This is a genomic window from Arthrobacter sp. AOP29-A2-19 (assembly GCF_058138025.1).
Genome location: NZ_CM176894.1, coordinates 2,251,569 through 2,275,573 on the forward strand (window position 1 = coordinate 2,251,569; position 24,005 = coordinate 2,275,573).

Sequence of the window (24,005 nt, forward strand, 5' to 3'; positions counted from 1 at the left end):
GTCGTCCCGCGCACGCCGTGGCTAGACTCGGGTCCATGGCACACATCATCACCATCGGCGGCAAAACTCCCAAAGTCGCGGGGTCCGCGTTTGTGGCTCCCACGGCCGTCTTGTCCGGCGACGTCGTCCTGGGCGAACGCGCCAGCGCCTTCTACGGCGTCTCGGTCCGCGGCGATTCCGACGCGATCCGGATCGGGGACGGCACGAACCTTCAGGACAACGTGGTGGTCCACGCGGACGCGGGCCTGCCCTGCACGGTGGGCCGCAGGGTGTCCGTGGGACACGGCGCGGTGGTCCATGGGTGCACCATCGGCGACGATTGCCTGATCGGGATGGGTGCCACGGTGATGAACGGCGCGGTAGTGGGCGCCAACTCGCTGGTCGCGGCGGGCGCTCTGGTGCTCGAATCGATGGTGGTTCCCGAGGGTTCCCTTGTGGCCGGGGTTCCGGCCAAAGTGCGCCGGGCCCTGACGCCCGAGGAGATCGAATCGCTCAAGACAAACGCGTCACACTACCTGGAACTGGCTGACAAGCACCGCGAGGCCAACGCCGGCTAGGACGCCGGCGGACCCGGCCGCGAAGGCGGTCTCCGCACGCAAGAACGGCCCCCGTCGCCTAGGACGGGGGCCGTTTTCGTGTCACACAGTCCGGTCCGTTCCACCGGAGAGGCAACTCCATGCGATCAACCCACAGCACAATCATAGTCGTAGGTTGACCGGTTTCGTCAAGTGCCCTTTCGCGGCATTTTGGGTCCACCACCCGCCGGGTCCAGCAACCGTGTGCAAAGCTGTGCCCATGACCGAGTTCATTCCCGTCCCACCGTGCGCCGCCCCGGGCGCACCCTCCCCCGTCAAGGCGACCGGCCGCACACTGCGCTGGGGGGTGGTGTCCACGGGCCGCATCGCCGAGAAGGTGGTCGCCGACCTCCTGCGCCTGGAGGATGCGGAACTGTACGCCGTCAGTTCGCGGGACCGCGGGCGCGCCGAGTCTTTCGCCGGGCGCCACGGGGCGGCCAAGGCCTATTTCGACGGCGGCGGCGTAAAGGCCTACGACTCGATGTTCGCGGACCCCGACGTCGAGATCGTCTACATTGCCACTCCGCACGGCCAGCACTACGAGGTCGCGAAGGCGGCACTGGAGGCCGGCAAACACGTCCTGTGCGAGAAGTCGCTGACCATCAATGCGGCGGAGGCCGCGGAACTGGTCCGCCTGGCCGGCGAGCGCGGGCTGTTCCTCATGGAGGCCGTGTGGACGCGCTTCCTGCCGGCGGTCCACCGTGCCCTTTCGATCGTCCACTCCGGCGAGATCGGCGACGTGGCGTGGGTCCGGGCGGATCTGGGCTTCCCGGCGGCGTACGACCGGGCCTGGCGGCTCTGGGACCCGGCCGCCGGCGGCGGGGCGCTCCTGGACCTGGCCGTCTATCCACTGACCTGGTCGCTGGGGACACTTGGGTTCCCCCTGTCCGTGCAGGCGGCCGGCATCCTGAACGACGACGGCGTCGATCCCCAGGAGTCGCTGACCCTCACTTACTCCGGCGGCCGCCAGGCGCAGTTGATGTGCAGCCTCGTCGGTGCCGGGCCGCGGGAGGCGACCATCGCCTGCACCGCCGGCTGGTTGCGGGCCAACGCTCCGCTGAACAACCCTTCCCGGATCGAGGTGCATCCGGTCGGCGCCGACGCACGGGTCGAGGTCTTCGAGCCGGTGGGCCACAACTACACGTACGAGCTGCGCGAAAGCACGCGGTGCATCCAGGAGGGCCTGCTCGAGAGCCCCACCATGCCGTGGGCCGACACCGTCAACACCATGCGCCTGTTGGACGGGGTCCGCAACCAACTGGGCCTGCGCTACGACAACGACCTGCATACCCGCCGATAGGGAAGGTCGGCGCACGGGACCGGCAAGCGCCGCGCAATTGGCGTATACAGCCGCACGCCCCGCCAGTACTCTCATGCCATGGGAGCAGAGGTCAGCACCAAGACGTTCAGCCGCGAGCAGCGAACGCGGTATCGCGAGCGCCTGATGCAGAACCTCGAGACCTTCGAGGAGTTCCTGGGCACCGGCCGCTTCGCGGACACCGGCACCATCGGCCTCGAGCTCGAGTTGAACCTGGCCAACGACGACTTCACGCCGGCACTGCGCAACTCGGCGGTGCTGGAGCAGATCGCCGATCCCGCATTCCAGACGGAGATCGGCGCGTTCAACATCGAGCTGAACCACCCGGCCCTGTCCGTGGCGGGGCGCGGCCTCCGCGAACTGGAGGAGAGCCTGCGCTTCCAGCTGAACCGCGCGGACAAGCGCGCGGAGAATGCCGGCGCGGACCTGCTGATGGTTGGGATCCTGCCGACCCTCCGCGAGGACCTGGTCCGCGACAAGGGGTGGATGAGCGCCGGAAAGCGCTACGCGGCCCTGAACAACTCCGTGCTGGCCGCCCGCGGCGAGGACGTGCTGATAGACATCACGGGCGAGGAGAGGCTGCGCTTCTACGCGGCCAACATCGCCCCCGAGGCGGCCTGCACGTCCGTCCAGCTTCACCTGCAGGTCTCGCCCTCGGAATTCGCCCCCGTGTGGAACGCCGCCCAGGTCATCGCCGGCCCGCAGGTGGCGCTCGCGGCAAACTCACCGGTGTTTATGGAGAAGCTTCTCTGGCACGAGTCCCGCATCGAGGTGTTCAAGCAGGCCATCGACACCCGCCCGCCCGAGATGCGGAATCAGGGCGTCCGGCCGCGGGTCTGGTTCGGCGAACGCTGGATCACTTCGATCTTCGACCTGTTCGAGGAGAACGTCCGCTACTTCCCGGCGCTACTCCCGGAGCTCTCGCGGCGCCGGGCCGACGCCACCGTGGCCGGCGCCCCGCAATTGCACGAGCTCCGCCTGCACAACGGGACGGTCTACCGCTGGAACCGCCCCATCTACGACCCGGGCGACGGCATGCCCAACCTCCGCCTGGAGAACCGGCTGCTCCCCGGGGGCCCGACCGTGATCGACACCGTGGCCAACGCGGCGTTCTTCTTCGGGTTGGTCCGTAAGCTGCGCACGGCGGAGCGGCCCCTTTGGTCCCGTATGGCGTTCGCGACGGCCTCTGACAACTTCCTGGCCTGCGCCCGGCAGGGACTCGAGGCGAACGTCTATTGGCCTGGCATCGGAGACATCCCGGTCACGGAGCTGATCGTGCGCCACCTGCTGCCCCTCGCCGCCGAGGGGCTCGCCGACCTTGGCGTCGACAAGCCGGTCGCCAACCGCTACCTGGACGTGCTGCGCGAGCGGGCCCGGACCGAGCAGAACGGGGCCACCTGGCAGATCCTGGCCCTGCGCAGGCTGGAGGACCACGGGCTGGACCGCCGCAAGGCGCTGCAGGAAATGACCCGACTCTACTGGGAGCACATGCACAATTCCGGCCCGGTCCACGAGTGGCCGCTCCCCTAGTCCGGCCGGGGCGGGCTAGCCGACGGCGGCGCGCCCGCCGTCGATCCATGCCGCGTTGCTCTCACCTTGCAAGGTCAGCAAGGAACTTTAAGGATTCTTGGGCTTACTTCTTGACGCCAAGCCATATTGTGATGCACGCTACATGTCATGTCTACGTCAACGCCGACAACAGCGGGTCCGCGGGGCAACCCCGGCTCCCAGTCGGCGTTGCGCCACCGCAACCAGCAGCGGATCATCGAGTGCCTGCTGGGCGGACCCTCGACCCAGGCGGAGCTGTCGCGCAGGACGGGCCTTTCCAGCGCCACGGTCTCCAACATCGTCAAGACGATGCTGGACGAGGGCATCGCCTCCACGGAACCGACCACCAGCTCCGGGCGCCGGGCACTGAACGTTCGACTCTCCGGCAAGGGCACCGTGGCCGTCGGCGTCGACTTCGGGCGCCGGCACCTCCGAGTGGTGCTTGCGTCGCTCGGCCACCGCCTGCTGGCGGAAGAGGCTGTGGTCCTTCCCCTCGGGCACCATGCGGAGGAGGGCATCCAGGCCGCCACCGTCCTCGTCGCGCGACTGCTCGAGGAATCCAAGGTGGACCGCTCCGCCGTCGTCGGCGCCGGCGTCGGCATCCCCGGACCCATCGACCGCCGCACGGGAACGGTCGCGCAGGGCGCCATCCTTCCGGAGTGGGTGGGCATCAACATCCTGGAGCGCCTGCGCGCCGCCCTGGACATGCCCGTCTTCGTGGACAACGACGCCAATCTCGGAGCCCTCGCCGAGGTCACGTGGGGCGAACACGGACAGGTCAGGAACCTGGTGTTCCTCAAGGTCGGAACGGGGGTGGGCGCCGGCCTGATCCTCAACGGGCTTCCCTTCTACGGGCACGTGGGCATCACCGGCGAGCTCGGGCACGCGACCATCGACGAGCACGGCCAAGTGTGCCGTTGCGGAAACCGCGGCTGCCTCGAGACCGTCGCGTCGACCACCACCATGATGGAGTTGCTTAGCCGTGGCGAGGACCGCCCGCGGACCGCCGCCGACATCGTGCGCAAGGCCCACGAGGGAGACCCGGCGACCCTGCGAGTCGTCGAGGACGCCGGCGGCGCCATCGGGCGCGCGCTCGGGAACGTCGCAAACCTCATCAATCCGGAAGTCATCGTGTTGGGCGGCCCGCTGGCCGGCCTCGGCCCGCTCCTGTTGGATCCCGTTCGCCGCGGCCTCCTCCGCCACGCCGTACCCGTGGTCGGCGAGAACACCCGCCTGGCCATGTCCTCGCTGGGCGACAGGGCGGAGGCGCTGGGCGCCGCCGCCCTTGTCTTCCAGCATGCGAAAGGCGGGGGCTCGTGAAGTGCACCGTCAACCACCACCACACCGTCACACCGAAGCGAAGGCAGCCAGGCGAATGAATCCCCAGCACAAGACCCCGGTCATCTTGGAGATGCGCTCCATCACCAAGGAGTTCCCCGGCGTGAAGGCCCTCGATTCGGTGAGCCTGAGCGTCAGGGCGGGCGAAGTCCACGCCATCTGCGGCGAGAACGGCGCGGGCAAGTCCACGCTGATGAAGGTGCTGTCCGGCGTTTACCCTTACGGCAGCTACACGGGCGACATCCACTACCAGGGCGAAACCCAGCAGTTCAAGGACATCCGCGCCAGCGAACAGGCGGGCATCGTCATCATCCACCAGGAACTGGCGCTGGTCCCGGAATTGTCCATCATGGAGAACATCTTCCTGGGCAACGAGCCCACGAAATTCGGAATCATCAACTGGGCGGAGGCCCGCACGCGGTCCACCGAACTCTTGGCGCGCGTCGGACTGCGGGAGGACCCGGACACCCCGATCAAGGAGATCGGCGTCGGCAAGCAGCAGCTCGTCGAGATCGCCAAGGCCCTCAACAAGTCGGTGAAGCTGCTGATCCTCGACGAGCCCACCGCGGCGCTGAACGAGTCCGATTCGCAGCACCTGCTGGACCTCATCCTCGGGCTCAAGGGTCGCGGGATCACGTCGATCATCATTTCCCACAAGCTCAACGAGATTGAACAGATCGCCGATTCGATCACCATCATCCGCGATGGAAAGTCGATCGAGACGCTGGACGTCAAGGCGGACGGCGTCGACGAGGACCGCATCATCAAGGGCATGGTGGGCCGGACGCTCGAGTCCCGCTTCCCGGACCACGAGCCCAACGCGGGAGAGACCTTCTTCGAGGTCAAGAACTGGAACGTCGGACATCCGCAGGTCCAGGACCGGATGGTCTGCAAGAACTCCAATTTCTTCGTCAGGCGCGGCGAGATCGTCGGCTTCGCGGGCCTGATGGGGGCCGGGCGCACCGAGCTGGCGCGATCCGTCTTCGGCCGCTCCTACGGGCGCTTCCTGTCCGGCCAGATCATCATGAACGGCAAGGAACTGCAGCTGAGGAACGTCACGCAGGCGATCGACGCCGGCCTCGGCTACGTCACGGAGGACCGCAAGACCCTCGGCGTGAACCTGCTCGACGACATCAAGAGCACCGTTGTGGCGGCAAACCTGAAGAAGATCAGCCGGTTCAGCGTCGTCGACGACAACGCGGAGTTCGACACCGCGGAACGCTACCGGAAATCCCTGCGCATCAAGGCGCCCTCCGTGGAGGAGGGCGTTGCGAAGCTCTCGGGCGGCAACCAGCAGAAGGTGGTGCTGGCCAAGTGGATGTTCACGGACCCCGAACTGCTGATCCTCGACGAGCCCACCCGCGGCATCGACGTCGGCGCCAAGTACGAGATCTACGGGATCGTCCAGGAGCTCGCCCGCCAGGGCAAGGGGGTCATCGTGATCTCCTCCGAGTTGCCGGAGCTCCTGGGCCTCTCGGACCGCATCTACACGATTTTCGAGGGCGCCATCACCGGCGTGCTGGACAAGCACGAGGCCACGCAGGAGAACCTGATGCGGCTGATGACCACCGCCCGCAAATCCGCATGACAACCACCACGCATCAGACGCAAGGACGGAAACAATGAACGCGATCAAGAAGCTCTTTGGCGGCAACACCCGCCAATTCGGCATGATCTTCGCCCTCGTGGCCCTGATTCTCTTTTTCCAATGGAGGACCAACGGCCGGACGCTGACGCCCGGGAACGTCATCAACCTCTTCAACGGCAACTCGTACATCCTGATCCTCGCCATCGGCATGGTGCTGGTGATCATCGCCGGCCACATCGACCTGTCGGTGGGCTCGGTCGCCGCCTTCGTGGGCGTCTCCGTGGCTCTGGCCATGCGCGACTGGGGCCTGGAATGGTACGTCGCCATCCTGTTCGGGCTGGCGCTCGGCGCCCTGATCGGTGTCTGGCAGGGCTTCTGGACCGCCTACGTCGGCATCCCCGCGTTCATCGTCACCCTCGCGGGCATGCTCATCTTCCGCGGCCTGAACCAGCTCGTCGGCAAGTCCAACACCATCCCGGTCTCGCAGGACTTCCAGTACATCGGCTCCGGCTACCTGCCGGAGGTCGGCCCCAACACGGGCTACAACAACCTCACGCTCCTGCTGGGCCTGCTCGCGGTCGCCTTCGTCGTCGTCGGCGCGCTGCGCGGGCGGTCCAAGGCGAAGGCCCTGGGCGCCGAGGTTCCCGAGCTGTGGGTGACCGCCACCAAGCTGACGCTCATCAGCGCGGCCATCCTGTACGCGACGTACCTCTTCGCCACGGGCCGCCCTGGCACCTCCTTTCCGATCCCCGGCTTGATCCTGGCGGTCCTGGTGCTTGTCTACGGCTTCGTCTCCTCGCGCACCGTGATCGGCCGCCACGTCTACGCCGTGGGCGGGAACCGCCACGCCGCCGAGCTCTCCGGCGTCCGCTCCAGGAGGGTCAACTTCCTGGTCATGATGAACATGTCCATCCTCGCGGGGCTGGCCGGAATGATCTTCGTGGGCCGCTCCACGGCCTCGGGTCCCTTCGACGGCGTCGGCTGGGAGCTGGATGCCATCGCAGCGGTCTTCATTGGCGGCGCGGCCGTCTCCGGCGGCGTGGGCACCGTGGTGGGCTCGATCATCGGCGGCCTGGTCATGGCGGTGCTGAACAACGGCCTGCAGTTGATGGGTATCGGCGCCGACGCAACCCAGATCATCAAGGGTCTGGTGCTTCTGGCGGCCGTCGCCTTCGACATCTACAACAAGTCCCAGGGCAAGCCATCCATCAGCGGGCTGCTCACGCGAGCCTTCGGCAAGTCCGACAAACCCAACGGGACCCGTGACAACCAGCCCGACGAGACGACGCCCACCAAGGACGTCATCACCCACCAGGCCTAATTCCCCATCAACCCGTACCAGCAGAAAGCGAAAACATGCACATCTTTGGACAAGCACGCAAGGCGGCCGCCGTGGCAGCCATCGCGGCACTGGCGCTCACCGGCTGCGGCCGCGCCGACACCGGAAGCACCGCGACGGGTGAGGGCACGGAATCCGCCGTGGCCGGCTTCGAAGCAGGCTCCACGATCGGCGTCGCACTGCCGCAGAAGACCAGTGAGAACTGGGTCCTCGCGGAGAACCTCTTCAATAGCGGCCTGAAGGAGGCCGGTTTCGAGGCGGACGTGCAGTTCGCCAACGGCGGCGTTTCGGAGCAGCAGAACCAGATCAGCGCCATGGTCACCAACGGCGCCAAGGTCATCATCGTCGGCGCGATCGACGGCGCCCAGCTGGGCACCCAGCTGAAGCTGGCCAAGGAGGCCGGCGCGACGGTCATCGCCTACGACCGTCTCCTGCTCAACAGCGCCGACGTCGACTACTACGTGGCCTACGACAACTTTAAGGTCGGCGAGCTGCAGGGCCAGGCGCTTCTGGACGGCCTCGCGGAAAAGAAGGGCGACGGCCCCTACAACATCGAGCTCTTCGCCGGGTCCCCGGACGACGCCAACGCGAAGGTCTTCTTCGACGGAGCGATGTCGGTCCTCCAGCCGAAGATCGACGACGGCACCCTGAAGGTGGCCTCCGGACAGACCACGTTCGAGCAGGCAGTGACCCAGGGCTGGAAGGCCGAGAACGCCCAGAAGCGCATGGACACCCTGCTCACCGGCAGCTACTCCTCCGACGATCTCGACGGCGTCCTCTCCCCCAACGACACCCTGGCCCGCGCCGTCCTGACCTCGGTCAAGGCCGCAGGCAAGGACACCCCGATCGTGACGGGACAGGACTCCGAGGTGGAGTCGGTGAAGTCCATCATGGCGGGCCAGCAGTACTCGACCATCAACAAGGACACGCGCAAGCTTGTTGAGCACGCGATCACCATGGCCAAGGACCTGCAGTCCGGCACCGCGCCCGAGGTCAACGACCCCGACAGCTACGACAACGGCGTCAAGGTGGTCCCGGCCTACCTGCTCGATCCGGTCATCGTGACCGAGGAGAACGTCAAGGAAGCCTACGCCGACGATCCGGTGCTTGGCCCCATCACCAAGTAGCGCATCGCGACAGGCGGCAACGCACGACGGCGGCCGGCCACCCCTGAGGTGGCCGGCCGCCGTCGTGCGCGGTGCGGGGTACTAGCGGGCGCTGCTGCGGCGCCAAATGGCGGCCATCACGGCACCGGAGACGTTGTGCCAGACGGAGAAGACCGCGCCCGGCAGGGCAGCCTCCGGGGTGAAATACTGCTTTGCCAGCCCGGCCGCGAGTCCGGAGTTCTGCATCCCGACCTCCACAGCCATCGTCCGCCGGGACGGAATCGGCAGCCGGAACAGCTTGGCTGCGCCGTAGCCCAGCAGGTAGCCGCCGGCGTTGTGGAGCACCACGGCCAGGAGGATTAGCAGGCCGGCGGAGAAGATCGCGGCCGCGCTGCCGGAGACGACGGCGACGACAACGAACGTGATCGCGAGAACGGATACCCACGGGAGTGCCGGGAGGACCTTGTCCACCACCGACGGGACCAGGTAGCGGGCGACAAGGCCGAGGACCACCGGGATCAGGACGATCTGCACGATGCTCATGGCCATGGATCCCGCGTCGACCGGCATGTACTGCCCCGCCAGCCACAGCGTCAGCAGCGGCGTGAGGAGCGGGGCGATCAGCGTGGAGACGCTGGTCATGGTCACGGACAGCGCGACGTCGCCCTTGGCCAGGTAGGTGACCACGTTGGACGCCGTGCCTCCGGGGGCGCAGCCAACCAGGATCACGCCCGCGGCCAGCGCCGGCGGCAGCTGCAGCAGAACGGAGACGCCGAGGCCGAGCAGCGGCATGATCACGTACTGGGCGACGACCCCGAGCAAGACGGGCAACGGCTTGCGCACGACCAGCGCGAAATCGGGCAGGGTCAGCGTCAGGCCCATACCGAACATGATGACCATCAGGGCGGGCGTCACGAACGCCGACCATCCGGTGAACGGCGCCGGGAAAAAGAGCGCCACGGCGCCGCCGGCAAGAATCAGCAGCGGAAACAGTGTCACGGCGACGCGCGCGCTCCGCACTTCCGATTCGCTTGTGGTCTTGGTTGCGAGGGTTGTTGACATGGATGACACCTTCCCAAATCCTCCCGGGGGGCCGTGAATTGTGACGCGATGCCACCATGACCCAGGCAACAGCGCCCGAGCCCGGCCTGGACTAGGCTTGACGCGTCTAAGTCCCGGAACGGCCTCCCTCGCGGACCCAACGCCCGGACACGCACCAGCACGTCAGGAAGCCGTCGCCATGTTGTTCTCCGCCCGTTCCGTGCGCGTTGCCGCCACCGCCACTAGCCTCCTCGCGGCCACGGCCCTGCTGGCGGGCTGCACCTCCGGCACGGCCCCGCAGGACTCCTCCGCCGCCGAACCGGTTTCCGGCGGCACGCTCGTCTACGCCTCCGGCGACGCCGAGCCCACCTGCCTGGATCCACACGTCGGCGGCAACTACCCGCAGGCTCTCCTGGCCGGACAGTTCCTCGAGACGCTCTTCACCAAGGACGACGCCGGGCAGATCGTTCCCTGGCTGGCCGCGTCCGCCGAGCCGTCGGAGGACGGGCTGGCCTGGACCCTCACGCTGCGCGAGGGCATCGAGTTCACCGACGGGACGCCCCTGGACGCCGAGGCCGTCAAGACCAACATCGAACACCTCCAGGATCCCGACACCGCCTCATCCACCGGCTATCTCGCCGTCCAAAAAATCGACGAGATGACCGTGAAGGATCCGCAGACCCTGATGCTCGCGCTCTCCTCGCCGGACAGCGCCCTGCTGGAATCGCTGTCGATGCCGTGGGTGGCCATCGAGTCCCCCGCAGGCCTGGGCCGCAGCCAAGAGGCGAACTGCGCCGAGCCCATCGGCACCGGCCCGTTCAAGGTTGCCGGCTGGACCAAGCAACAGTCGGTCGAGCTGACGCGCAACGACGACTACGTCGTTCCGGTCGAAGGCGCCGCGCACGCCGGGCCCGCCTACCTCGACGGCATCACCTGGAAGTTCATCCCCGAGGCAGCCACGCGCTACGCCGCCCTCCAGTCGGGGACCGCCGACATCATCGACAACGCCCAGCCGGACGCGATCGCCACCGCCGAGCAATCGGGCACCATCCGGCACCTCGATGCGCCACGGCCCGGGGCGTCCAACCGGATCGAACTCAACGCGTCCAAGGCGCCGTTCGACGACGCGCGCGTGCGCGAGGCGTTCATCCGCTCGGTGAATGTCGACGCCGGCGTCGAATCCCTGTTCTTCGGGACCGCCGAGCGGTCCTATTCCGCGCTCTCGAGCGTCGAGCCCATGGGCTACTCCGATCCCGACGCCTTCGGGTACGACCCCAATGCCGCCGCCCGGCTGTTGGACGGGGCCGGCTGGGACCGGCGCGACGCCGAGGGCTACCGCACCAAGGACGGAACGCGGCTGACGCTCAGGTTCCCGGTCAGCACCAACCAGTCCGTGCCGGCCGAGCAGTCGCTGTTCCAGCAGATGCAGGCCACCGCGAAGGACGCCGGATTCGCGATCGAGCTTGACCTGCTGGACCTCTCCAGCTGGTACGGCGCCCTCGGCAAGAACGACTACAACCTGGTCAGCGCCCCCTACACGAAGGTGGGTCCGGACGTCCTGCGCATCCTGTTCCACTCCGACAGCACCACGCCGGCCCCGTCCGGGTACTTCGCGAACCACAGCCAGGTCAAGAGCCCGGAACTGGACGCGCTGCTGACGAAGGCGAACCGGACCACCGACCAGGCCGAGCGCCAGGCCCTCTACGAGGACGCGCAGAAGCTGGTGCTCGAGGGGCACCACATCCTGCCGCTCTACGACCAGCAGAACCACTTCCTCTACCGGCCCGCCCTGAACGGCGTGGGCGCCACCACCGCGGTGGCCAGCCCCGTCTTCCACGACGCCTGGCTCGCCGAGTAGCCGGGCCGCTCCGCTCCCCATGACAGAGCCTCCGGTACACGTCGGCACAAACGCCCTTGGGCGGGCGTCCCTCGGCGATGGCCGGATGGCCCGGATCGCGTCGGCGATCCCGGCCCCGCTGCGGTGGCTCTTGGGCAAAACGGCGGGGGCCACGTTTGTGCTGTGGGCGGTCGCCACGCTGATCTTCCTGGCCATCCGGCTGATCCCCGGCGATCCCGCAGAGGCGATCATGGGAGGGCCCGGTTCCCAGGCGTCCGCGGAGGCCCTGGCCGCCGCGCGGCGCGACTACGGATTGGACCAGCCGCTGGCCGTGCAGTATCTGGCGCAGTTGGGCCGGCTGGTTCAGGGAGACCTGGGCACCAGCTATTCCCTCCGGGTCCCCGTGGCCGAGCTGTTGGCCGCACAGCTCCCCGGGACCCTGCTGTTGGCAGTCTTGGCCTGGGCCGTGGCCTGGGTCCTCGCACTGGGCATGGCGGTCTGGTCGACCCTCGGCGGCCGCGCCGCCGGTGCGCTCGGCTCGGGCCTGGAGATCGCCGCGGCCTCGGTGCCCCACTTTTGGCTGGCCAGCGTCCTCGTCCTGCTCTTCTCGAACGCCCTGCAATGGCTGCCGCCGGTCAGCACCGACACCGCCGCCGGCCTGGTGATGCCCGTCCTCACGCTGGCACTGCCGCTCGCCGGGTTCCTCGGCCAACTGATGCGCGAGTCGATGCTGACGGCCATGTCCTCGCCGTTCGCCCTCTCGGCGCGGGCCCGGGGCGAGAGCGAGGCCGGCGTGCTGCTCCGCCACGCGCTGCGCCACGCGGCACTGCCGGGTATCGCGTTGTCCGGCTGGGCGCTCGGATCCCTGCTGAGCGGGGCCGTCGTCGTCGAATCCGTGTTCGCCAGGCCGGGTCTCGGGAGGACGCTGTTGGGCGCGGTGACCTTGCGCGACGTCCCGCTGGTCACCGGCGTCGCCCTGGTCTCCGCTCTGGCTTACGTCCTGGTGATGGCCGCCTCCGACGCCGCGGAGCGCGTCGCCGATCCCCGGCTGCGCGCCGCATGAACCGCCGGATGAACCTCAGCCGGGCCCTGGTCCCCGCCTCGGTGGGGACGGTCGCGGCCGCCGCCGTCGCCGTCGTTATGCTCGCCGCCGCCGTCGTGCCCGGCTGGCTGGCGCCCTTCGATCCGCTCGCGATAGACCCGGCGGCCGCGTTCGAGCCGCCGTCCGCCGCCCACTGGCTGGGGACCGACGAGTCGGGGCGGGACACGTATTCGCGGATCGTTCACGGCGCAAGGGAATCGCTCGTGATCGGGGCTGCGGCGACCGGCATCGGCCTCGGGCTGGCCCTGCTGCTGGGCGTGCCCTCCGGGCTCGGGGCGGGCGGAGGGGCCGGCGGTCGCCGGCTGGACTTCGGCATCGGCCGCCTGCTGGAGGTGCTGTTCGCCCTGCCGGGGCTGCTTCTGGCCCTGGTCTTCATCGCGTTTGCGGGCCCCGGCACCGGCACCGCCGTCGTCGCCGTGGGGCTCAGCACGGCCCCGGGCTACGCGCGGATCATCCGGGCGCAGGTCGCCGCCCTCCGGACCTCCGCCATGGTCGAGGCCGCCGTGGTGCTGGGTCGGTCCCCCGCCCGCGTCCTCGTCCGGCACCTCCTGCCCAACGCCTTGGCGCCGGTCATGGTGCTCGCCACGCTCGGCCTGGGACAGGCCGTGGTGTGGGCGTCCGCGCTCAGCTTCCTGGGGCTCGGAGCGCCGCCGCCCGCGCCGGAGTGGGGCGCCATGCTGTCCGCCGGGCGCACGTATCTGGGCATCGCCTGGTGGCTCACGCTGTTTCCCGGGCTGGCCATCGTCCTGGTCGCTGCCTCGAGCACGATGCTCGGCCGCACCCTCCAGCGCCGGGCGGTCGGCCAATGACCACACCGCTGTTGGACGTCGCCGGCCTGAGCGTCGGCTTCGGCGGAACCACCGTCGTCAACGGCGTGTCATTTCGCCTGGACCGCGGGGAATGCCTTGCGCTGGTCGGCGAGTCCGGATCCGGCAAGTCGGTCACCGCGCGGTCCTTGATGGGCCTGACGGCGCGTCCCGGCGCGGCCGAGCGGACGACGGTCACGGCGGACACCCTGCGGCTCGGCGGCCGCGACCTGGGCCGGCTCCACACCACCCGATCGTGGCGGCGGGTCCGCGGCACGGAGATGGGCCTCATACTGCAGGACGCGCTGGTGTCGCTGGATCCATTGCGCACGGTGGGCCGCGAGATCGAGGATTCCCTGCGCCTCCACACGGACCTCGATGGCCGCGAACGGGCGGCCCGCGTCCGCGCGCTCCTGGAGTCCGTTGGCCTGGACGCCTCCGTGGCCGGCCAGCGTTCCGGCCAACTCTCCGGCGGGATGCGCCAGCGGGCGCTGATCGCGTCGGCGATCGCGCTGGATCCGCCGCTGCTGATCGCCGACGAGCCCACCACGGCGCTCGATGCGACGATCCAGGCACAGGTCCTCGACCTGCTCGGCGGCCTCCGTCGCCGCGGTTCGGCGATGCTCCTGATCAGCCACGACCTGGCGGTGGTCGGCTCGGTCGCGGACCGGATCGCCGTGATGCGGGACGGGCGAATCGTCGAGCAGGGCCCGGCGGGGCAGATACTCAGCGCGCCCGAGCACCCGTACACCCGGATGTTGCTCCGCGCGGTGCCCGCCGGCAAGCCCCGCGGCACCCGGCTGGCCGCGTCCGCCGGCGGTTCCGGCGCGCCGGCCTCTACGCGGCCCCGGGCGGTGCCCGAGGACGGGCCCGCGGTCGAGGCAATCACCTTGCGCAAGTCGTTCGTCGGCGGTGACCTGCGCCCCTTCGACGCCGTCTCGGACGTCCGCTTCGCGCTGGCCCCCGGCCGGACGCTGGGGCTCGTTGGCGAATCGGGGTCCGGGAAGTCCACCACAGCGCGCATGGTGCTGGGTCTGGCGGCTCCGGACGCCGGCGAGGTGAGGCTTTTCGGCGAGCCGTGGAGCGCACTGCCGGAATCCGCCCGCCGCCCGCGCCGCCCGGCGATCGGCGCCGTGTACCAGGATCCCCTCAGCTCGTTCGATCCGCGCTTCACCGTCGGCGGCCTCCTGGCGGACGCGCTGAGCGCCGGGCGGACCGCCCGGACGCGGTCGCGGCTTGCCACCATCCACGCCCTGTTGGACCTCGTGGGGCTGGACCGTTCGTTGGCCGAGCGGCACCCGCGCACCCTCTCCGGCGGCCAGCGGCAGCGCGTGGCCATCGCACGGGCCCTGGCCCCCGAGCCGCGGGTCCTCGTCTGCGACGAGCCCGTCTCCGCCCTCGACGTGTCCGTCCAAGCGCAGATCCTTGACCTCCTGGACGGCCTGCAGGAGCGGCTGGGGCTGAGCTACCTCTTCATTTCGCACGATCTGGCCGTGGTCCGCCACGTCAGCGACGACGTCGCGGTCATGCGGGCCGGCCGGATTGTGGAGCAGGGCCCCACGGAGGAAGTCTTCACGGCCCCCGCGCACCCGTATACCCGGCGGCTGTTGGCCGCCGGGTTGTCCGCCGTTCCCTAGGCCGCGGTCCGCCGCCCGCGGCGAACGCCGCCACGCACACGGACGACGGCGGCGCGCCGCCCCGGGGGGGGCGCCGCGCCGCCGTCTCTTTGGTGCCGGTCCCTCGGGTCCGGCCCGGGTGCCTACCCGGCGCCAGTGGCTAGCCCAGGGTCGACACGACCCGGTTCAGCGTCGCGGACGGGCGCATGGCCGCCTCGACCTTGGCCGCTTCGGGGTGGTAGTAGCCTCCGAGGTCCACCGGGGAGCCCTGAACGGCGAGCAGTTCGCCCACGATGGCCTCCTCGTTGGACGTCAGCGCGTCCGAAACGGAAGCGAAGGCCTTCGCCAGCTCGGCGTCGTCGGTCTGCGCAGCAAGCTCCTTGGCCCAGTACTGCGCCAGGTAGAAGTGGCTGCCGCGGTTGTCGAGCTCGCCGACCTTGCGCTTCGGGGACTTGTTCTCCAGCAGGAACGTCCCGGTCGCACGGTCGAGCGTATCGGCCAGCACCTGGGCCCGCTTGTTGTCCGTGGTGGTTGCCAGGTGCTCGAAGCTGACCGCCAAGGCCAGGAACTCGCCGAGGCTGTCCCAGCGCAGGTGGTTTTCCTTGACCAGCTGCTGCACGTGCTTCGGGGCGGAGCCGCCGGCGCCCGTCTCGAAGAGCCCGCCGCCGTTGATGAGGGGCACGATCGAGAGCATCTTCGCGCTGGTGCCGAGCTCGAGGATCGGGAACAGGTCCGTGAGGTAGTCGCGCAGCACGTTGCCGGAGACGGAGATGGTGTCCTCGCCCTTGCGCAGGCGCTCCAGCGTGAACGCGGTGGCCTCGACCGGGCTCATGATCTCGATCCGCAGCCCCGCGGTGTCGTGCTCCTTGAGGTACTCCTCCACCTTGGCGATGAGCTGCGCGTCGTGCGCGCGGCCCTCGTCCAGCCAGAACACGGCGGGGGTCGCGGAGGCCCGGGCACGCGTCACGGCCAGCTTGACCCAGTCGCGCACCGGCACGTCCTTGGTCTGGCAGGCGCGCCAGATGTCGCCCTGCGCCACCTGGTGTTCGATCAGGACGCCGCCCTTGGAGTCGAGGATCTGCACGGTGCCCGCGGACTGGATCTCGAAGGTCTTGTCGTGGCTGCCGTATTCCTCGGCAGCCTGGGCCATCAGGCCGACGTTCGGGACGGTGCCCATGGTGGTCGGGTCGTAGGCGCCGTTGGCGCGGCAATCGTCCAGGACCACCTGGTAGATGCCGGCATAGGAGCTGTCGGGCAGGACCGCGAGGGTGTCGGCCTCCTGGCCGTCCGGTCCCCACATGTGGCCGGAGGAACGGATCATGGCCGGCATGGAGGCGTCGACGATGATGTCGGAGGGCACATGCAGGCTCGTGATGCCCTTGTCCGAGTCCACCATGGCCAGGGCCGGGCCCTCGTCGAGCCCCTTCTTGATGGCCGCCTGGACGCCCTCGCGGACGTCCTCCGGCAGCTCCTCGAGGCCGCCCAGGATGGCGGCGAGGCCGTTGTTCGGGCTCAGGCCCGCGGCCGCGAGGTTGTCGCCGTACTGCTCGAAGAGCTCGGAGAAGTAGGCCTTGACCACGTGGCCGAAGATGATCGGGTCCGAGACCTTCATCATCGTCGCCTTGAGGTGCGCCGAGAACAGCACGCCGTCCTCCTTGGCGCGCGCAACCTGCGCGGCGAGGAACTCGTCGAGCGCGGCGGCGCGCAGGACGGTTCCATCGATGACCTCGCCGGCGAGGACCGGAAGGGCCTTCTTCAGGACCTTGACCGTGCCGTCCTCGCGGACCAGCTGGATGGAGAGGGTGTCTGCGGCCGGGAGCACCACGGACTTCTCGTTGGAGCGGAAGTCGTCGGCGCTCATGGTGGCGACGTTGGTCTTGGAGTCCGCGGTCCACTCGCCCATCGTGTGCGGGTTCTTGCGGGCGTAGTTTTTGACGGACAGCGGCGCTCGGCGGTCGGAGTTGCCCTCGCGCAGCACGGGGTTCACGGCGGAGCCCTTGATCTTGTCGTAGCGGGCGCGGATGTCTGTCTCCTCGTCGGAGGACGGGTTGTCCGGGTAGTCCGGCAGCGCGTAGCCCTGCTCCTGGAGTTCGGCGATGGCGGCCTTCAGCTGCGGGATGGACGCGCTGATGTTCGGCAGCTTGATGATGTTGGCGTCCGGGCTCTTGGCCAGCTGGCCCAGCTCGGCCAGTGCGTCCGCGGTGCGCTGTTCCTCGGTGAGGAAGTCGCCGAAGACGGCGATGATGCGGCCAGCCAGCGAGATGTCGCGGGTCTCCACTTCCACGCCGGCGGTCGACGCGAAGGCCTCCACGATCGGCAGGAACGAATACGTCGCCAGCATCGGCGCTTCATCGGTGTGGGTGTAGATAATCTTGGCCATGGGTAGCGGCATCTCCCTGAAAGGTCTGCGGTAACTTCACATCCGGTGTGGACTCAACAGGACAAACTTACCGGAAGGTCGGCCTTGCTCCGCCTTTTCGGGGTCCCGCGGTACGTCATCTTGGGTGCCCGGGAAGGCACCTTCGGGCCCGGGCACGCGAACGGCCGGCGCACCGGCGCCGGCCGTCGTTGAGGTTGCACGGGCCCTCCCGGGGCGGACCCGGCAGCGCCCTACTCCGGGATTTCGGCGTCCGGGGTTTCCTTCAGCGAGGTAATGGCCCAGACGCCGTCGACGTACTCGCCACCGACGGTGTAGATCGTCCCCGCGGGGTCCAGGGAGGTCTCCTCGACGACGTCGCCGGCGGCATCGAAGACAGTCTTGGCGTCCTCGCGGAACGGCACGACGGCGGACAGCGCGCCCTTCGCGTCGACCTCGCCGAGCGGAATGACGTTCTGTGCCTTCGGTTGCCCGCCCTCGACGCGTCCGCCGTCCGCGTACACGGCCGCGATCTCCTCGGCGGCGTCGGCGCACTCCGCGCAGTCGGCCGCAACGGAAAGCATCAGGTCCGTCTTTCCGGTCTGCAGCGCGTAGTTCACTGCGTCGAAGTAGTAATAGGTTGTGGCGGAGAGCCCCTTCGCGGACTCGTCCTTCATCTGGTCGTTGGGGGCCGGCGTGCGGACCTCGGCGGCCGCGGGGGCCGCCGAGGTTGCCGTGGCCTCTTCCGCCGCGCCGGCGCAGCCGGTCAGGGCCAGCGTTGCGAGGAGGGCTGCGGCGCCAAGGGCGCGGGTGGTCTGCATGGTATTTCTCCGTGTTCGACAAGTGGTTTGGCCGTTCCCGCGCGCACGGGGAGCGGCCACCGTGTCAAGCATCTGTAAAGGGAACACTTCACACCCTATCCGGCTTCCGCCGGCGCCACGAACACGGGACCCGCCCGGCCCGGTGCGCCGACCTCCTATTCTTGGATCATCACATCCACCATCCAGAGGAGGCGGTTCCCATGCCCGAAACGGTGCTGGCCATCGACGCCGGCCAGACCGGCATTCGCGCCCAACCGCACGGGGACGGCGCGCGGGAGGGCGTGCACGACTTCCCCGGCATCCGCACCGACCAGCCGCTGGCGCCCCAGTTGCGCGCCGTCGTCGAACGTGTGGGCCTCGAGACCGGGCTGGCCTTCTCCACCGTCGCCGTCGGAACCTCGGGGCTGACCGACGCCGGCGGCGAGGCGAAACGGCTGCTGGACGCCTGCGCCACGCTCGGCGTCGCCCGCGCACTCGTGGCGCACGATTCGGTGACGTCCTACCTGGGAGCCCTCGGCGACCACCCGGGGGTGGTCGTGGCGAGCGGGACCGGCGTGGTCACCCTCGCCGTCGGCGAGGCGAGCGTCGCCCGGGTCGACGGCTGGGGGTACCTGATGGGCGACGCGGGCAGCGGGTACTGGCTGGGGATCGAGGCCTTCAGGGCCGTGATGCGGGCGCACGACGGACGCGGTCCCGCGACCTCGTTGACCGGCGTCATCACGGAGGATTTCCCAAACGTGGAGCACGCCTACGTCGAGTTGCAGAGCGACCCCAACCGCGTGCGGCGGATCGCGTCGTACGCCCCGCGGGTGACCGGCCTGGCCGCCACGGACGCCGTCGCGGCGGACATCTGCGCGAGGGCGGCCGGGGAACTGGCGCACTCCGTGGCCACCGGCCTGCGGCAGGTCGGCGAGGACGCCCGCCCCGACCCCGTGGTGTGCTGCCTGGGCCGGGTCCTCGGGGCCGCGGAGATCCGCGACCCGTTCGTGGGCCGCCTGCGGCAGACGTGGCCCGGCGTCGAACTGCGGGAACCCACGGGGACGGGCCTTGACGGCGCCGCCCTTCTGACGACGCTGGCCCAGGACAGTGCCCTGGGCCAGCGCGTGCAGACTGCGGTCTCCCCTAGTGGAAGAAGTGCCGCGCTCCGGTGAAGTACATCGTGATGCCCGCCGCGTTGGCGGCCGCAACGACCTCTTCGTCGCGGACCGAACCGCCGGGCTGAACAACGGCCCTCACGCCGGCGTCGAGGAGGATCTGCAGGCCGTCGGCGAACGGGAAGAACGCGTCCGACGCCGCCACCGCGCCGCGCGCGCGCTCAGCGGACCCGGCCGCGTCGGCCGTGCCCGAGGCTCCGCCCGCCGCGTCGACGTCCGACGCGACCGAGACACCGAGCGTGTTGGCGCGCTCCACGGCGAGCTTGCAGGAATCAACCCGGTTGACCTGACCCATGCCGATGCCGACCGCCGCGCCGTCGGCGGCGAGGAGGATGGCATTCGACTTGGCGGCGCGGACCGCGCGCCAGGCGAACGCGAGGTCCGCCAGCGTGGCGTCGTCCGCCGCCTCGCCGGCCGCCAGGGTCCACGCCTCCGGCGCGTCGCCGTCGGCGTCGACCTTGTCCGTGACCTGGACCAGCATGCCGCCGGAGACCTGGCGCAGTTCGGTCGGGTAGCGGCCGTAGCCCTCCGGAAGGGCCAGCAGCCGGATGTTCTTCTTCTTGGAGAGGATCTCCACGGCCTCCGGCTCGAAGTCCGGAGCGATCACGACCTCGGTGAAGATGTCCTTGACGGTCTCGGCCATCGCGCGGGTCACGGTGCGGTTGGCGGCGATGACGCCGCCGAACGCGGACAGCGGATCGCAGGCGTGGGCCTTGGCGTGGGCGTCCGCGATCGCGTCCGCCGCGTCCGCCGAACCGACGGCGACGCCGCACGGGTTGGCGTGCTTGATGATGGCCACGGCCGGAAGCTCGAAGTCGTATGCCGCACGCAGCGCGGCGTCGGCGTCGACGTAGTTGTTGTAGCTCATGGCCTTGCCGTGCAGTTGGTCCGCCTGCGCGATGCCGGCCGGGGCGGCCTTGTCCACGTACAGCGCCGCCTGCTGGTGCGGGTTCTCGCCGTAGCGGAGCACCTCGGAGCGCTCGAGCGCGACGCCGGAATAGGCGGGCCAGTCGATGGTCCCGTCGCCGTCCTCGTCGAGGAACTGGCTGGCCGTCCAGGTGGCGACGGCGGTGTCGTAGGACGCCGTGTGGGCGAAGGCCTTCGCGGCGAGCCGCTGGCGGGCCTTCAGGTCGAAACCGCCTTCGGCCGCCGCGGCCACGACGGCCCCGTAGCTGGACGGATCCACCACGATGCACACGGAGGCGTGGTTCTTCGCGGCGGAGCGGACCATGGCGGGACCGCCGATGTCGATCTGCTCGACGACGTCGTCCTGCGCCGCGCCCGAACGAACGGTGTCCACGAAGGGGTAGAGGTTGACGACGACCAGGTCGAACGGCTCGATGTCCATCTCCACCAGCGTCTGCACGTGCTCGGGCACGCGGCGGTCCGCCAGGATGCCGCCGTGAACGCGCGGGTGGAGGGTCTTTACGCGCCCGTCCAGCATCTCCGGGGAGCCCGTGACATCTTCGACGCCCTGGACGGGGATGCCCGCGTCCGCGATGCGCTTGGCCGTGGAGCCGGTCGAGACTATGCGGACGCCGGCGTTGTGCAGTCCACGTGCCAGCTCCTCCAGCCCGGTCTTGTCGTAGACGGAAATCAAGGCACGGCGGATCGGAACGCGGTCAAGAACGGTCTGGCTCACAAGGCTCTCCCTGGGACGGGTGGGTGGGGATCGCGGCCAGTCTACCGGTCGGCCCCGAGGGCGCGCCCGTTGGTGACGCGCCCCGGGCGCCTCCCCGGGATCCGGTCGGGGCGCCTACTTGATCATTGCCCCGTCCGGGGCAGCCAGGTACCAGACCTCCCCCACACCCTGGCCCGTGATGTCGCCGGGGGCCTTGTCCTTGACGTAGTAGTAGAGGGGCATCCCGTTGAGCGTCATGTGCATCTTCCCGTCGGGACTCTCGATGGTGCCCACGGTCCCGGTCACCCCCTCCACCTCTGGGGTGTCGCTCGCGGCGACAGCGATCGGCCACGCCGCGAGGCAATCGCCGGTGCAGGCGCTGACACCGGAGTCCTTTTTGTCCTTCGTGAAGTAGTAGAGCGCCATGCCCGCGCCGTCGACCACGATGTCGCCCTCGGACGATTCGGCCACCATCAGGTCCACGCTCGCGGCGTCCGACGACGGCGCGGAGGCGGGCGCGGACGCGCTGGGTTCGGGCGCCGTGGACGCCGCGGGCGCCGCGGGACCGGACCCCCCACAGCCCGCCAACGCCATGGACATCAGGACTGTGCCCGCCAGTGTCAGCGCGGGCAGGTTCTTGCGTGGGTGCAACGGGTGTGTGCGCATGGTTGGGTTCCTTCCCCTAGACCGGGCGTCGCCGCGCGCGGAGGGATTTCCGCGGCTTCCGACCCCTGTCACCTAGGACGCGGCGGATGCAAGATTGGTTCAATGCGCCGGCCGGTGAACCTTTGGGACCGCGCGGCCGTCCTAGGGGGTGGAAGTGGATCGGGATGAACAGGACGGGCGAGGAGCCGGTGTGCCCCTGGACGAGGAAGTGGTCGCCGGAATCTACCGCGACCACGGCGAGGCGCTGAGGCGGTTTGTCCTGCGCGCGTCCCACGATCCGTCGTCGACCGAGGACGTCGTTCAGGAGACCGTCCTCAAGGTGTGGCAGGCGGCTCCGCACATCACCGGCAGCCTGCGAAGCTATCTCTTCCGCACGGCGCGCAACGTCATGATCGACAATTACCGCAGGGCCTCCAGCCGGCCCCGTCGGGACTACGGGCAGGAGAGGGCGGAGACAATGCCGGACACGGCCGAACGCATCGACGAGCTCCTCGGCCGCGTCCTGATGGAGGAGGCACTGCTTCGCCTGAGCCGCGAACATCGGGACGTGGTCCTGGCCCTGCACTACAACCGCTTCACCGTCTCCGAGGCGGCCGAGAGGCTGAACATCCCCGCGGGAACGGTGAAGTCGCGCGCCTTCTATGCCGTGCGCGCGCTGCGCTCCGTCCTGGACGAGATGGGGGTGGAGCATTGATCCCCGCACCGGACGGCGCGGCCTCCGGGCGGGCGCACGAGGACCTTGGCGCCTATGTCTTGGGCGGGCTGCCCGCGATCGAGCGGACCGCCTTCGAGTCCCATCTGGCGGGCTGCGCGGACTGCCGCTCCGAGCTGCGCGCGTCGCTCGGCCTCCCCCACCTGCTGTCCGCCGTGCCCGTCGCCGACGCCAATGCCTTGGCCGCGGCGCCCTCCCGGGACGGACTCCCCGCCACCGCAGACGCCTCGGGCGGGACCGCGGTTCCGGAGTTGCTGGCCCGTCTGTCCCGTGTTCGGCGCGGGGCCCGACGGCGGCGGGCCGGGCTGGTCGCGGCGCTGGCGGCCGCCTGCCTGGCCGTCGGCGTGCTCGTTGCCCCGCTGGTCGTCCCACACGAGGCTCCGGACGCCAACTACGCCCTGAATTCCGCGGACGGCGTCCGCGCCGAGATCGCGCTGGAAAGGAAAGCCTGGGGCACCGAGCTGCACCTGACGGCGGCAAGCCTCCCCACGGAGGGGACGCTCTCGCTGTGGGTGGTCGACCACGAGGGGATGGAGGAGCGTGCCGGGCGCTGGGCGGCCACCGATTCCGGCAGGTCCTCGATCGTCGGCGCGGTGCCGCTGCAAGCGGGCGGCATCGCCGAAATCGAGGTGCGCAACGACGACAATCGGGTCTTGGCCCTCGTCGCCCTTCCGCCCGGCGCAACCGATAGTTAGCCGCCCCGCGACCGGGCGCGCGGGGACGCCCTGCGCGGCGTCCGGTTCATGCCTCCGCCCGTGGGCACCGCCCCGCCACACCGTTCTAGACGACGAGCTCCGGGAAATGACGCTGCAGCTGCGCCGGCGTCAGGCACCGGCGCAGGATCTTGTCGGCGTGGTCCTCGTCGGACACGTAGGCGATCAGCTCCGAATTGCGTCCAGTGGCGAGCTCCCGGCCCAGGGACTCCGTGATGGAGAACAGCATCTCATAGTAGCGGCGGATCGTCGCTTCCCAACCGTGCTTCTGTGCGACCTGCGTCAGGGCGGTGCTCCACAGGTCGGCCGCCGACTCGTCGAACAGTTCCATGGAGCACCAATGCCATTCCGGCGGATTCCATTTGGTGGAGTAGAAGCTCTCCTCCACCGGCTCGACGTCGTCCTCGTCCTCGAGGACGGGAGCCTGGTCGAGTTCCGCAAGCGTCAGGTCGCGCTGGAGCGCCTGCTCGGAGTTGAGGGCAAGGACGGGTAGTTCGATCCGGTCCGACGGCTCTGTGGAGACCCCGTCCAGGGCGACGGCATAGAAGACGTCGTCCGGATGGTGGTCGATCACTTCGCGCGCCTGACGCAGTGCCGACTTGCGAATTGCTTCTTCCAGTGCCGTCCAATCAACGCCCATGACCTGACTCTACTCCCGCTGCACGCGCCCGTTAAGGGTCGTGGGAAAACGTCGACCCATGTCGTTTCACACTCCCGACACCCCCGGAATGTCAAGGGGGGAAGCGCC

20 protein-coding genes are annotated in these 24,005 nt (G+C 69.4%); 14 read left to right on the top strand and 6 right to left on the bottom strand.

Going from position 1 to position 24,005, the window contains the following annotated elements; all coding sequences use genetic code 11:
- The first annotated feature begins 35 nt into the window (after window positions 1-35).
- The 7 genes from AC3ZJJ_RS10370 to AC3ZJJ_RS10400 all read left to right on the top strand — a co-directional run bounded on the left by AC3ZJJ_RS10370 (window position 36) and on the right by AC3ZJJ_RS10400 (window position 8,833).
- On the top strand, window positions 36-557 hold the full coding sequence (locus AC3ZJJ_RS10370; RefSeq protein WP_489891739.1) for a gamma carbonic anhydrase family protein: 522 nt from the start codon (window positions 36-38) through the stop codon (window positions 555-557).
- Between the two features lie 238 nt (window positions 558-795).
- Window positions 796-1,875, top strand: coding sequence for a Gfo/Idh/MocA family protein (locus tag AC3ZJJ_RS10375; protein WP_489891740.1), 1,080 nt, complete (start codon window positions 796-798; stop codon window positions 1,873-1,875).
- Window positions 1,876-1,953: 78 nt separating this feature from the next.
- A complete protein-coding gene (locus AC3ZJJ_RS10380; protein WP_489891741.1) occupies window positions 1,954-3,423 on the top strand; it encodes a glutamate-cysteine ligase family protein in 1,470 nt (489 codons plus the stop codon).
- Window positions 3,424-3,570: 147 nt separating this feature from the next.
- Complete coding sequence (locus AC3ZJJ_RS10385) at window positions 3,571-4,761, top strand: ROK family transcriptional regulator (RefSeq protein ID WP_489891742.1); 1,191 nt, start codon at window positions 3,571-3,573, stop codon at window positions 4,759-4,761.
- Between the two features lie 55 nt (window positions 4,762-4,816).
- Window positions 4,817-6,367: a multiple monosaccharide ABC transporter ATP-binding protein gene (gene mmsA, locus AC3ZJJ_RS10390; RefSeq protein ID WP_489891743.1), complete on the top strand. Its 1,551-nt coding sequence runs from the start codon at window positions 4,817-4,819 to the stop codon at window positions 6,365-6,367.
- 34 nt (window positions 6,368-6,401) lie between these two features.
- Window positions 6,402-7,688 (top strand): multiple monosaccharide ABC transporter permease, encoded by a 1,287-nt coding sequence (mmsB, locus tag AC3ZJJ_RS10395; RefSeq protein WP_489891744.1) that lies wholly within the window; start codon window positions 6,402-6,404, stop codon window positions 7,686-7,688.
- Window positions 7,689-7,723: 35 nt separating this feature from the next.
- Window positions 7,724-8,833 (top strand): substrate-binding domain-containing protein, encoded by a 1,110-nt coding sequence (locus AC3ZJJ_RS10400; protein ID WP_489891745.1) that lies wholly within the window; start codon window positions 7,724-7,726, stop codon window positions 8,831-8,833.
- An 81-nt stretch (window positions 8,834-8,914) separates the two neighbouring features.
- Here AC3ZJJ_RS10400 and AC3ZJJ_RS10405 read toward each other — a convergent pair whose 3' ends face one another.
- Window positions 8,915-9,874 carry a bile acid:sodium symporter family protein gene (locus AC3ZJJ_RS10405; protein ID WP_489891746.1) on the bottom strand — a complete coding sequence of 320 codons (960 nt, stop codon included), beginning with the start codon at window positions 9,872-9,874 and terminating at the stop codon, window positions 8,915-8,917.
- A 178-nt stretch (window positions 9,875-10,052) separates the two neighbouring features.
- Here AC3ZJJ_RS10405 and AC3ZJJ_RS10410 point away from each other — a divergent pair, with 178 nt between their 5' ends.
- The 4 genes from AC3ZJJ_RS10410 to AC3ZJJ_RS10425 are packed head-to-tail and all read left to right on the top strand — an operon-like array spanning window position 10,053 to window position 15,235.
- Window positions 10,053-11,711, top strand: a complete 1,659-nt coding sequence (locus AC3ZJJ_RS10410) for an ABC transporter substrate-binding protein (RefSeq protein ID WP_489891747.1) — start codon at window positions 10,053-10,055, stop codon at window positions 11,709-11,711.
- Window positions 11,712-11,730: 19 nt separating this feature from the next.
- On the top strand, window positions 11,731-12,753 hold the full coding sequence (locus tag AC3ZJJ_RS10415) for an ABC transporter permease (protein WP_489891748.1): 1,023 nt from the start codon (window positions 11,731-11,733) through the stop codon (window positions 12,751-12,753).
- A gap of 8 nt (window positions 12,754-12,761) precedes the next feature.
- On the top strand, window positions 12,762-13,601 hold the full coding sequence (locus AC3ZJJ_RS10420) for an ABC transporter permease (RefSeq protein WP_489891749.1): 840 nt from the start codon (window positions 12,762-12,764) through the stop codon (window positions 13,599-13,601).
- Entirely contained in the window at window positions 13,598-15,235 is a 1,638-nt protein-coding gene (locus AC3ZJJ_RS10425; protein WP_489891750.1) for a dipeptide ABC transporter ATP-binding protein, read from the top strand. The genes AC3ZJJ_RS10420 and AC3ZJJ_RS10425 overlap by 4 nt, the downstream gene beginning before the upstream one ends.
- A gap of 139 nt (window positions 15,236-15,374) precedes the next feature.
- Here AC3ZJJ_RS10425 and AC3ZJJ_RS10430 read toward each other — a convergent pair whose 3' ends face one another.
- Window positions 15,375-17,594, bottom strand: coding sequence for an NADP-dependent isocitrate dehydrogenase (locus AC3ZJJ_RS10430; RefSeq protein WP_489891751.1), 2,220 nt, complete (start codon window positions 17,592-17,594; stop codon window positions 15,375-15,377).
- 230 nt (window positions 17,595-17,824) lie between these two features.
- Complete coding sequence (locus tag AC3ZJJ_RS10435) at window positions 17,825-18,391, bottom strand: DUF6318 family protein (protein ID WP_489891752.1); 567 nt, start codon at window positions 18,389-18,391, stop codon at window positions 17,825-17,827.
- Between the two features lie 200 nt (window positions 18,392-18,591).
- Between AC3ZJJ_RS10435 and AC3ZJJ_RS10440 the strand changes: the two genes are divergently transcribed.
- On the top strand, window positions 18,592-19,542 hold the full coding sequence (locus tag AC3ZJJ_RS10440; RefSeq protein ID WP_489891753.1) for an N-acetylglucosamine kinase: 951 nt from the start codon (window positions 18,592-18,594) through the stop codon (window positions 19,540-19,542).
- On the opposite strand, the gene purH is transcribed toward AC3ZJJ_RS10440, so the two are convergent.
- The gene (gene purH / locus AC3ZJJ_RS10445; protein WP_489891754.1) at window positions 19,514-21,187 is read right to left on the bottom strand and encodes a bifunctional phosphoribosylaminoimidazolecarboxamide formyltransferase/IMP cyclohydrolase; all 1,674 of its coding nucleotides are present in this window, start codon (window positions 21,185-21,187) and stop codon (window positions 19,514-19,516) included. The two genes, AC3ZJJ_RS10440 and purH, sit on opposite strands and share 29 nt — an antisense overlap.
- 114 nt (window positions 21,188-21,301) lie before the next feature.
- Window positions 21,302-21,832, bottom strand: a complete 531-nt coding sequence (locus AC3ZJJ_RS10450; protein ID WP_489891755.1) for a COG4315 family predicted lipoprotein — start codon at window positions 21,830-21,832, stop codon at window positions 21,302-21,304.
- Window positions 21,833-22,022: 190 nt separating this feature from the next.
- On the opposite strand from AC3ZJJ_RS10450, the gene AC3ZJJ_RS10455 reads away from it, so the two are divergent.
- Both AC3ZJJ_RS10455 and AC3ZJJ_RS10460 read left to right on the top strand, forming a co-directional pair.
- Window positions 22,023-22,526, top strand: a complete 504-nt coding sequence (locus AC3ZJJ_RS10455; RefSeq protein WP_489891756.1) for a sigma-70 family RNA polymerase sigma factor — start codon at window positions 22,023-22,025, stop codon at window positions 22,524-22,526.
- Entirely contained in the window at window positions 22,523-23,239 is a 717-nt protein-coding gene (locus AC3ZJJ_RS10460; protein ID WP_489891757.1) for a zf-HC2 domain-containing protein, read from the top strand. The genes AC3ZJJ_RS10455 and AC3ZJJ_RS10460 overlap by 4 nt, the downstream gene beginning before the upstream one ends.
- Before the next feature lie 85 nt (window positions 23,240-23,324).
- Here AC3ZJJ_RS10460 and AC3ZJJ_RS10465 read toward each other — a convergent pair whose 3' ends face one another.
- A complete protein-coding gene (locus AC3ZJJ_RS10465; RefSeq protein WP_489891758.1) occupies window positions 23,325-23,897 on the bottom strand; it encodes a DUF4303 domain-containing protein in 573 nt (190 codons plus the stop codon).
- Between the last annotated feature and the right edge of the window lie 108 nt (window positions 23,898-24,005).